Genomic DNA, 10,464 nt, shown 5'->3' on the forward strand with positions numbered 1-10,464 from the left:
CCAGCCCGGGCCTGTGCCGCGGTGCGGCCGAACGAACGGCCTATTTGACGAATACCGAAACGAAGGGAGTAGCGGTCATGTCGACCGATCACAGCTTTATCTTGAAACTGTCGTGCCCCGACCGGCACGGCATCGTCCACGCGGTCTCGGGCTTCCTGTTCGAGCGCAGCAACAACATCCTCGATTCCGCGCAATTCGGCGACAGCCGCACCGGCGAGTTCTTCATGCGCGTGCACTTCGAGCAGGATGCCGACGGCGCGGATGTCGCGTCGGCGCTCGACACGCTTCGCAACGAATTCGCGCCGCTCGCCGAGCAGTTCGGGATGCGCTGGGAACTGCACGACGCGGCCGTGAAGCCGCGCGTCGTGATCATGGTGTCGAAGATTGGCCACTGCCTGAACGACCTGCTGTTCCGCTATCGCACCGGCCAGCTGCCGATCGAGATCCCGGCGATCGTGTCGAACCACAAGGAGTTCTACCAGCTCGCCGCGAGCTACAACATCCCGTTCCATCACTTCCCGCTCGTCGGCGGTTCGTCCGATGCGGCGAAGGCCGCGCAGGAAGCGCGCGTGCTGGACGTGATCGACGAACACCAGGCCGATCTCGTCGTGCTCGCGCGCTACATGCAGATCCTGTCGCCGAACATGTGCCAGCAGCTCGCCGGCCGGGCGATCAACATCCACCATTCGTTCCTGCCGAGCTTCAAGGGCGCGAAGCCGTACTACCAGGCGTTCGACCGCGGCGTGAAGCTGATCGGCGCGACCGCGCACTACGTGACGACCGACCTCGACGAAGGTCCGATCATCGAGCAGGAAGTCGAACGCGTCGACCACAGCATGACGCCCGACCAGCTCACCGCGATCGGCCGCGACGTCGAGTGCGTGACGCTCGCGCGTGCCGTGAAGTGGCACGTCGAGCACCGGATCGTGCTGAACGGGACGAAGACCGTCGTGTTCCGCTGATCGGCGGCTCGAGCCGGCTGCCGGCCGCCCGTTGCTGCAAACAGGAACGCCGCGCCCTTTATGGTGCGCGGCGTTTTTTTATCGCGTGACGCGCGGGGCGTCGGGTTGCGTCAGGTGCGCAGCGTCAGATCAGCCGCAGCATGTACAGCTCGCGCTTCAGGTATGCATAGAAGATCGGCGCGGCGATCACGCCGGGCAGCCCGAACGCGGCTTCCATGATCAGCATCGCGAGCAGCAACTCCCACGCGCGCGATTCGATCTGGCCGCCGATGATCTTCGCGTTCAGGAAGTACTCGAGCTTGTGGATCACGACGAGGAACGCGAGCGATGCGATCGCGGTGCCCATGCTGACCGACAGCGACACCGCGACGATCAGCGTGTTCGAGATCAGGTTGCCGATCACCGGCAGCAGTCCGACGATGAACGTGACGAGCACGAGCGTCTTCGACAGCGGCAGCCGCTGGTGGAAGATCGGCAGCGCGACGAGCAGGTAGATGCCGGTAAAGGTCGCGTTGATCGCCGAGATCTTGATCTGCGCGAACACGATCCGGCGGAACGACTCGGCGAAGCGCGACACGCGCGTGACGAGCGCGGTCGACAGCGGACGGCGCACCTTGCCGTGCTCGACGCCGATCGCGATCATCGCGCCGATGATCATCCCGAACAGCACGTGGCCGAAGCCGCGCGCGACGCTCTTGCCGCCTTGCTGGAGCTGGTCCATGTGCGAGTGCATCAGCAGCGCGGCCTTGGTCTTCATCTGTTCGACGTCGACCGGCAGCAGGTTCGCGATCCAGGCCGGCGTGCGCGCGCGCGTCTGCTCGACGATCTGCATCAGCTGGTCGAGCAGGCTCTGCAGGTTCGGCACCGTATGCTCGAAGTGCTCGATGATGCCGATCGTCAGGCCGGTGAGCCCGCCGACGATCGCGATCGACAGCAGCACGACGGCGACCCAGCGCGCGCGCATGCTCGTGGTATGGCGCTCGATCGCCGGGGCGATCGTGTGGATCAGCTGATAGACCAGCAGGCCGGCCAGCAGCCCGCCCAGCAGCTTGAGTTCGATGACGAGCACCATCGCGACCAGGGCGAACAGGTAGCTGCCGAACTCGATCGCCGACAGCTTCGGCAGGCTGAAGTCGCTCGTCAGCCGCACGCTGCGCAGGTGCGGCTCGCGGTTCTGCGCGTCGCGCGACTCTTGTTGCTTCTCCATCATGGATTCCTGTCGTTCGTGTGTCGTGCCGCGCGGTGGGCGGCAGGACGGCGGTCGGCCGGCGCCGCACCGGATTGGGGCGGATGGCGAACCTTACGACCGTAAAGTATAGCTGCCATTATGGTCCGCCACCGGGCTGTTTGGCTCGTGGTGTAAACGCAGAGGGGAAAACCGCAGAAGGGAAAACGATGAGGCAGGCACCGCCGCGGGGCCCGGGCGCGCGCGGTCGCGAGCCGCGCGCGGGAACGGAAAGTGTCAGCCGGCCGCCGCCTTGCGGGTCGGGCGCTTGAGCAGCGGCGCGAGGTACTTGCCGGTGAAGCTTGCCTTGGTCTTCGCGACCTGCTCGGGCGTGCCCTGCGCGATGATCTGGCCGCCGCCGGCACCGCCTTCGGGGCCGAGGTCGATCACCCAGTCGGCCGTCTTGATCACGTCGAGGTTGTGCTCGATGATCACGACCGTGTTGCCCTGGTCGCGCAGCCGGTGGATCACCTCGAGCAGCAGCGCGATGTCGTGGAAGTGCAGGCCGGTGGTCGGCTCGTCGAGGATGTACAGCGTGCGGCCCGTGTCGCGCTTCGACAGCTCCAGCGACAGCTTCACGCGCTGCGCCTCGCCGCCCGACAGCGTCGTGGCCGACTGGCCGAGGCGGATGTAGCCGAGGCCGACGTCGAGCAGCGTCTTCAGCTTGCGGGCGATCACCGGCACCGCGCTGAAGAATTCATACGCGTGTTCGACGGTCATGTCGAGCACTTCGCTGATGTTCTTGCCCTTGTACTGCACTTCGAGCGTTTCGCGGTTGTAGCGCTTGCCGTGGCACACGTCGCACGGTACGTAGACGTCCGGCAGGAAGTGCATCTCGACCTTCAGCACGCCGTCGCCCTGGCACGACTCGCAGCGGCCGCCCTTCACGTTGAACGAGAAGCGGCCCGGATCGTAGCCGCGCTCCTTCGCGGTCGGCACGCCCGAGAACAGCTCGCGGATCGGCGTGAACAGGCCCGTGTAGGTCGCCGGGTTCGAGCGCGGCGTGCGGCCGATCGGCGACTGGTCGACGTTGATCACCTTGTCGAAGTGCTCGAGGCCTTCGATGGCTTCGTGCGGCGCCGGTTCGGCCGACGAGCCGTACAGGTGGCGCGCGACTGCGTGATACAGCGTGTCGTTGATCAGCGTCGACTTGCCGGAACCCGACACGCCGGTGATGCAGGTCAAGAGGCCGACCGGCAGCTCGAGGTCGACGTGCTTCAGGTTGTTGCCATGCGCGTCGACGATGCGCAGCATCCGTTCGGGATCGGGGGCGAGCCGCTCGTCCGGATACTCGATCGTGCGCTTGCCGACCAGATACTGGCCCGTCAGCGACTGCGGGTTCGACTGCACCTGCTTCGGCGTGCCCTCGGCGACCACCACGCCGCCGTGCTCGCCCGCGCCGGGGCCCATGTCGACGACGTAGTCGGCCGTGCGGATCATGTCCTCGTCGTGCTCGACGACGATCACCGAGTTGCCGAGGTCGCGCAGGTGCTTGAGCGTCCCGATCAGGCGGTCGTTGTCGCGCTGGTGCAGGCCGATCGACGGCTCGTCGAGCACGTACATCACGCCGGTCAGGCCCGAACCGATCTGCGACGCCAGCCGGATCCGCTGCGCCTCGCCGCCGGACAGCGTTTCGGCGCTGCGCTCGAGCGACAGGTAGTCGAGGCCGACGTTGTTCAGGAAGGTCAGGCGCGCGACGATTTCCTTGATCACCTTGTCGGCGATCTCGCGCTTCGCGCCGTCGAGCGACAGGCCGTCGAAATAGCCGAGCGCGTCGCGCAGCGGCCAGCCGCTGATTTCATAGATGCCGCGTGCGTAGTCGCCGGTGCCGACCCGCACGTGGCGCGCCTCGCGGCGCAGCCGCGTGCCGTCGCACGACGGGCAGGGCTGGTTGTTCTGGTACTTCGCGAGCTCTTCGCGCACGGCGACCGAATCGGTCTCGCGGTAGCGGCGCTCGAGGTTCGGGATGATCCCTTCGAACACGTGCTCGCGGATCGTCGTGCGGCCGCGCTCGTTGATGTACGAGAACGGGATCGTCTGCTTGCCCGAACCGAACAGCAGCACCTTACGGATTTTTTCGGGCAGGTCCTCGAACGCGGCGTCGATGTCGAAATCGTAGAACGCCGCGAGGCTCTGCAGCATCTGGAAGTAGAACTGGTTGCGGCGGTCCCAGCCCTTCACGGCGCCCGCGGCGAGCGACAGCGACGGGTGCGCGACGACCCGCTTCGGGTCGAAGAACGTGATCTGGCCGAGGCCGTCGCATTCCGGGCACGCGCCCATCGGGTTGTTGAACGAGAACAGGCGCGGCTCGAGCTCCTGCAGCGAGTACGAGCAGATCGGGCACGCGAACTTCGAGCTGAACAGATGCTCGTGGTCGGAGTCCATCTCGAGCGCGATCGCGCGGCCGTCGGCGAGGCGCAGCGCGGTCTCGAACGATTCCGCGAGGCGCTGCTTCATGTCCGGGCGCACCTTCAGGCGGTCGACGACGACGTCGATCGTGTGCTTGTCGTTCTTCTTGAGCTTCGGCAGCGACTCGACTTCGTAGATCGTCGCGATGCCTTCGTTCGCGGTGCCGCCGCCCGAGCGCACGCGAAAGCGCACGAAGCCCTGCGCCTGCATGTCCTCGAACAGCTCGGCATGCTCGCCCTTGCGGTTCGCGACGACGGGCGCGAGGATCATCAGCTTGGTTTCCTCGGGCAGCGCGAGCGCCGCGTCGACCATCTGCGACACGCTCTGCGCCTCGAGCGGGATGTCGTGGTCGGGGCAGTACGGCGTGCCGACACGTGCGAACAAAAGTCGCAGGTAGTCGTGGATTTCGGTGACCGTGCCGACGGTCGAACGCGGGTTGTGGGACGTCGCCTTCTGCTCGATCGAGATCGCGGGCGACAGGCCCTCGATCAGGTCGACGTCGGGTTTCTCCATCAGTTGCAGGAACTGGCGGGCGTATGCGGACAGGCTTTCGACGTAGCGGCGCTGGCCTTCGGCATAAAGGGTGTCGAACGCGAGCGACGACTTGCCCGACCCGGACAACCCGGTAATCACGATCAGCTTGTGGCGCGGCAGGTCGAGATTGACGTTTTTCAGGTTGTGGGTGCGTGCCCCACGGATACGGATCTGTTCCATGAACCTGGCGAAAATGGAGGGAACCAAACCTGCTACTATAACGGCTTTTCGAGGCCGTCGTTGGGGGCCCCCAGCCTTTGCAGCAGCTGGCAGCAAGGCGGTGTCCACACCAGGGAGGCGGCCGCGCCGCACGGCGCGAGGCGGCCCGCAGGCTGCCTGCGTGACGCCCCGGAAAGCGGCCCCGGAAAGCGCCTGCCAGGCCTGCCGGGCCGGTGGCCCTGATCTTCCGCCGCCCGCCGCCGGGCGGACATTCCGATCATTCGAAATTCATTCCCGATGTCCAATCCGTCCGCCACGTCTTCCCGCATGAGTGCGCCCGAACTGCGCGCGACCACGTCGCTCGCGGCGATCTTCGCGCTGCGCATGCTCGGCCTGTTCATGATCATGCCGGTGTTCTCGGTCTACGCGAAGACCATCCCGGGCGGCGACAACGTGCTGCTCGTCGGTATCGCGCTCGGGGCCTACGGCGTCACGCAGTCGCTGCTATATATCTTCTACGGGTGGGCGTCGGACAAGTTCGGCCGCAAGCCCGTGATCGCCACCGGCCTGCTGATCTTCGCGCTCGGCAGCTTCGTCGCCGCGTTCGCGCACGACATCACGTGGATCATCGTCGGACGCGTGATCCAGGGGATGGGCGCGGTGTCGTCCGCGGTGCTCGCGTTCATCGCCGACCTGACCTCCGAGCAGAACCGCACGAAGGCGATGGCGATGGTCGGCGGCTCGATCGGCGTATCGTTCGCGGTCGCGATCGTCGGCGCGCCGATCGTGTTCCACTGGGTCGGGATGAGCGGGCTGTTCGCGATCGTCGGCGTGCTGTCGATCCTCGCGATCGGCGTCGTGGTGTGGATCGTGCCCGACGCGGCGAAGCCCGTGCACGTGCCGGCGCCGTTCGGCGAGGTGCTGCACAACGGCGAGCTGCTGCGCCTGAACTTCGGCGTGCTCGTGCTGCACGCGACGCAGACGGCGCTGTTCCTCGTCGTGCCGCGCCTGCTGGTCGACGGCGGGCTGCCGGTCGCCGCGCACTGGAAGGTCTACCTGCCGGTGATGGGGCTCGCGTTCGTGATGATGGTCCCGGCGATCATCGTCGCGGAAAAACGGGGCAAGATGAAGCCCGTGCTGCTCGGCGGCATTCTGGCTATCCTGATTGGCCAATTGTTGCTCGGCAGCGCACCGCATACCATCCTCATTGTGGCGGCGATCCTGTTCGTGTACTTCCTGGGTTTCAACATCCTGGAAGCGTCGCAGCCGTCGCTCGTGTCGAAGCTCGCGCCCGGTTCGCGCAAGGGCGCGGCCACGGGCGTCTACAACACCACGCAATCGATCGGGCTCGCGCTCGGCGGCATCGTGGGCGGCTGGCTGCTGAAGCATGGCGGCGCGAACACTGTCTTCTATGCGTGCTCGGGGCTCGTGGCGGCGTGGCTTATAATCGCGGCCAGCATGAAAGCGCCGCCGCGCAAGGCCTGAACCTTCTTTTCGGGCAGGCACCGGCGGCGTTCGCCGGCTTGCCCGGCGGGCTGCTCCGACGACATTCGCGGGCGGCCCGGCATCGAATTTACTGGAGAAACACATGGCATCCGTCAACAAGGTCATCCTCGTCGGCAATCTCGGCGCCGATCCTGAAGTCCGTTACCTGCCGAGCGGCGACGCGGTTGCGAATATCCGTCTCGCGACGACCGATCGCTACAAGGACAAGGCAAGCGGCGATTTCAAGGAAATGACCGAGTGGCACCGCGTCGCGTTCTTCGGCCGTCTCGCCGAAATCGTCAGCGAGTACCTGAAGAAGGGTTCATCGGTCTATATCGAAGGCCGCATCCGCACGCGCAAGTGGCAGGGCCAGGACGGCCAGGATCGCTATTCGACCGAAATCGTCGCCGACCAGATGCAGATGCTCGGCGGCCGCGGCGGTTCGGCCGGCGGCGGTGGCGGCGGTGACGAAGGCGGCTACGGCGGCGGCTACGGTGGTGGCGGCGGCGGCGGCCGCGGCGGCGAACAGATGGAACGCGGCGGTGGCGGCGGGCGTGCCGGCGGCGCACCGCGCGGCGGTGCCGGCGGCGGCCAGAGCCGTCCGAGCGCACCGGCAGGCGGCGGCTTCGACGAGATGGACGACGATATTCCGTTCTGACGGAACGTTGGTTCCTGGCGTACGGAGGGGCCCGAATTTCCGCGCTGAATCAGTGATTTGGCCAGGATCTTCGGGTCTTTTTTCGTTTACGCGTTGTTCGACCCGGGGGGAGCGTGCCTGCTCGGTTGGGTTCCGTTCGCGGAATGGGGTCTGGCGAGATTCGACGCGCAATTCGTGAAGTTTCGACGGCGGCACGATCGATGCGATGGTGCTGCGTGTCCACGTTGAACCGGCGGCGATGTCGACGGTTGAAATTGGACCGAGCTTCAGCGAGTGCTGCGTTGAACGCCATGATTGGCGTCGTGAAGGGCAGGGAGAAGCGGTTGCGGACCGGCCGCATTGGAGGGGGAGGGTCTTGAAACGATTCCACCGCTCAGGGGACGTGCATCGAGGCGTTGTCTGCCCGCAAGGCCGGCGCCGAGCACGCCGGAGAAAAGACGAATTACGCTTCCGCCACAATCGCGACCAGATTGCTGACGCGCTCAATGGACTTTCCGCCCTTCGGCCACCGGACCAAGGCGTCGCTGCCGTCGATCGACAGGACGACGCCATCGCTGCGGTCAACCGTGCCCGTGAGCGTGACGCGGTTCACTTTTGCCGCGGGCGCAAACGAAGACGTGCTGCGGCCCGGCAGCATATCCATCAGGAACGAAAATACGGGATACACGATTGCTCCTTGGCAAGTTTGACTAGGGGTTTTCCCTAAGTATAGCGGCTCGGATGCGGCGCCGCAACATTTCGGCCGCCTCCATTCACGGTGTGCCGCGTGCCCGGCAACCGATACGTGTCGGGACCGCTGTCGCGTATCTGACGCATGTCACGTAGCCGCCATTATTGACCGGCTATGCTGGTTGTTTCGACATTTCGATCGAAGGAGAAACAATGCGGCGGGTCGTATTCAACCAGAAGGGCGGCGTGGGGAAATCGACGATCGTCTGCAACCTGGCGGCGATCAGCGCGAGCGAAGGGCTGCGCACGCTCGTCATCGACCTCGACGCGCAGGCGAATTCCACGCGCTACCTGCTCGGCGACCGCGCGACCGACGCGCATCCCGGCGTCGCCGGATTCTTCGAGACCGCGCTGACGTTCAACTTCCGGCCGGTCGACGTCGCGTCGTTCATCCATCCGACGCCGTTCGACGGGCTCGACGTGATGCCCGCGCATCCGGACCTCGACACGCTGCACGGCAAGCTCGAGTCACGCTACAAGATCTACAAGCTGCGCGACGCGCTCAACGAGCTCGACACCTACGATGCCGTCTACATCGACACACCGCCCGCGCTGAACTTCTACACGCGCTCGGCGCTGATCGCGGTCGAGCGCTGCCTGATTCCGTTCGACTGCGACGACTTCTCGCGCCGCGCGCTCTACACGCTGCTCGAGAACGTGAAGGAAATCCAGCAGGACCATAACGCGGCGCTCGAGGTCGAAGGGATCGTCATCAATCAGTTCCAGCCGCGCGCGAGCCTGCCGCAGCGGCTGGTCGACGAACTCGTCGAGGAAGGGTTGCCGGTGCTGGCGTCGCGGCTGTCGGCGTCGGTGAAGATCCGCGAGTCGCATCAGCAGTCGACGCCGGTGATCCATCTCGAGCCGGCGCACAAGCTCGCACAGGAATTTCGCGCGCTGCATCGCGAGCTGGTCGGATGAGATAGTCGCCGCGGTCCTTCGGTGATATATAGGATCATTTAATTCGTCATTAATAATCCCGGTAACGATTTCAAAATAAATCTGGAAAAACGATTACATCGGCGGCTACATCCATTTTCAATACGTACCTCTTTTCTGATAACGGAAATAATGATGGGGTAAATGTTACGGATGGCCGCGATGCGTTATGCTGTAAAAAGGTAAAAATCGTTTCAGGGCAATGGGTTACAACGCGGCCCCTTATGTGGGGGCAATGATCGAGAGGCGTCCTTCTCGAGAGATCAGGGTTTTCACCTATCATTAATGCCATTTAATTGACAATTGATGCATCTAGAATGACGATTCTCGACGTCCCGCATGCAATCGCGTCCGGGAGTTGTGAATAAGGAAGCAGGTCATCGACCTGACTTCCATTTTCTTTACGTCGTCTCTCGCATTGCCAACAGGAGCGTGCCCGATGTCTGTATTTGCCCCCGAAAAACTCGCCGCCGATTATCAAGCCGGAATCGCCGCCTGGTTCGCGATTGCGCGTCCGGCAATTCATGGTTTCGAGGCCGTCGTCGAACTCAACGTGCAAGCGGCCAAGACGGCGCTCGAGGAGTACGAGGACAAGCTGAAGAACGCGTTCAACGCGAGCAACCCGGCAGCGGGTTTCGCGCAGCAGATCGCCGCACCGCAGGAAGCCGCCGGCAAGGCCGTCGCGTACGGTCGCCATCTGTTCGACATCGCGGTGTCGACGCAGGCCGAGTGGACGAAGGTCGCGCAGGCTCAGTACGAGCAGACCGACAAGCGCGTGAAGGACGTGTTCGGCGAGCTGGCGAAGCATGCGCCGGCCGGCTCGGCCCCGGTGGTCGCCGCGCTGAACTCGGCACTGTCCGCGGCGACTGCCGCGGCCGACTCGGTGCGCGCCGCGGCGGGGCAGGCGATCGAGGCCGCGCAAAGCGGCTTCGACGCGGTCAGCGAAACGACGGCGCGCGGTGCCAAGCAGACCGCGGCCGCCGCGCGCAAGGAAGCCGCTTCGCGCGAATCGGCTGCATGACCGCGTGTCGCGCGCAGGCGCGACACGGACACGATTGAACGGCGCCGGAAGGCGCCGGCCGTCGCGTGTGCCGCGTGGCGGCCGGCGAATGTCCGGCGCGCAGCAACGTGCCGGCGTATGGCAGGACCGTGTGGATGTGCGACGCGCATGAGCGCGCGAACGTGCAGCCGCATTCCGGGCCGCGCCGCGCTCACGCGCCACCGGCGGCCGCCGGACCGTACCGGCACGCAATGCGGATCGACCCACTGATTTCAATGCAGGAACAAAACATGACGGACGTAGTGATCGTATCGGCCGCGCGGACCGCGGTCGGCAAATTCGGCGGCTCGCTCGCGAAGGTCGCGGC

At 65.2% G+C, this 10,464-nt stretch carries 8 protein-coding genes; 5 read left to right on the plus strand and 3 right to left on the minus strand.

All coding sequences use genetic code 11. From position 1 onward, the window contains the following. Positions 1-77 precede the first annotated feature (77 nt). The gene (purU, locus tag DIE06_RS19430) at positions 78-962 is read left to right on the plus strand and encodes a formyltetrahydrofolate deformylase (RefSeq protein ID WP_124662741.1); all 885 of its coding nucleotides are present in this window, start codon (positions 78-80) and stop codon (positions 960-962) included. Between the two features lie 124 nt (positions 963-1,086). Here the strand turns inward: purU and DIE06_RS19435 are convergent, their stop codons facing one another. Both DIE06_RS19435 and uvrA read right to left on the minus strand, forming a co-directional pair. Beyond that, a complete protein-coding gene (locus tag DIE06_RS19435) occupies positions 1,087-2,169 on the minus strand; it encodes an AI-2E family transporter (protein ID WP_185733426.1) in 1,083 nt (360 codons plus the stop codon). A 255-nt stretch (positions 2,170-2,424) separates the two neighbouring features. After that, positions 2,425-5,310, minus strand: coding sequence for an excinuclease ABC subunit UvrA (uvrA, locus tag DIE06_RS19440; RefSeq protein WP_124662742.1), 2,886 nt, complete (start codon positions 5,308-5,310; stop codon positions 2,425-2,427). A gap of 276 nt (positions 5,311-5,586) precedes the next feature. Here uvrA and DIE06_RS19450 point away from each other — a divergent pair, with 276 nt between their 5' ends. Both DIE06_RS19450 and DIE06_RS19455 read left to right on the plus strand, forming a co-directional pair. After that, entirely contained in the window at positions 5,587-6,774 is a 1,188-nt protein-coding gene (locus DIE06_RS19450) for an MFS transporter (RefSeq protein WP_044847451.1), read from the plus strand. A gap of 103 nt (positions 6,775-6,877) precedes the next feature. Next, entirely contained in the window at positions 6,878-7,432 is a 555-nt protein-coding gene (locus DIE06_RS19455; protein ID WP_124662744.1) for a single-stranded DNA-binding protein, read from the plus strand. A gap of 442 nt (positions 7,433-7,874) precedes the next feature. Here the strand turns inward: DIE06_RS19455 and DIE06_RS19460 are convergent, their stop codons facing one another. After that, on the minus strand, positions 7,875-8,099 hold the full coding sequence (locus DIE06_RS19460) for a hypothetical protein (protein WP_124662745.1): 225 nt from the start codon (positions 8,097-8,099) through the stop codon (positions 7,875-7,877). Positions 8,100-8,314: 215 nt separating this feature from the next. On the opposite strand from DIE06_RS19460, the gene DIE06_RS19465 reads away from it, so the two are divergent. Continuing rightward, positions 8,315-9,079: a ParA family protein gene (locus tag DIE06_RS19465; protein WP_124662746.1), complete on the plus strand. Its 765-nt coding sequence runs from the start codon at positions 8,315-8,317 to the stop codon at positions 9,077-9,079. A 457-nt stretch (positions 9,080-9,536) separates the two neighbouring features. Then, positions 9,537-10,118 carry a TIGR01841 family phasin gene (gene phaP / locus DIE06_RS19475; protein WP_124662748.1) on the plus strand — a complete coding sequence of 194 codons (582 nt, stop codon included), beginning with the start codon at positions 9,537-9,539 and terminating at the stop codon, positions 10,116-10,118. Positions 10,119-10,464: the final 346 nt, after the last annotated feature.

The sequence above is a fragment of the Burkholderia sp. Bp8998 genome (assembly GCF_003854235.1).
GTDB lineage: Bacteria > Pseudomonadota > Gammaproteobacteria > Burkholderiales > Burkholderiaceae > Burkholderia.

Coding starts and splice junctions, on each gene's coding strand:
- purU (WP_124662741.1), top strand. CDS start 78: ATGTCGACCGATCACAGCTTTATCTTGAAACTGTCGTGCCCCGACCGG.
- DIE06_RS19435 (WP_185733426.1), bottom strand. CDS start 2,169: ATGGAGAAGCAACAAGAGTCGCGCGACGCGCAGAACCGCGAGCCGCAC.
- uvrA (WP_124662742.1), bottom strand. CDS start 5,310: ATGGAACAGATCCGTATCCGTGGGGCACGCACCCACAACCTGAAAAAC.
- DIE06_RS19450 (WP_044847451.1), top strand. CDS start 5,587: ATGTCCAATCCGTCCGCCACGTCTTCCCGCATGAGTGCGCCCGAACTG.
- DIE06_RS19455 (WP_124662744.1), top strand. CDS start 6,878: ATGGCATCCGTCAACAAGGTCATCCTCGTCGGCAATCTCGGCGCCGAT.
- DIE06_RS19465 (WP_124662746.1), top strand. CDS start 8,315: ATGCGGCGGGTCGTATTCAACCAGAAGGGCGGCGTGGGGAAATCGACG.
- phaP (WP_124662748.1), top strand. CDS start 9,537: ATGTCTGTATTTGCCCCCGAAAAACTCGCCGCCGATTATCAAGCCGGA.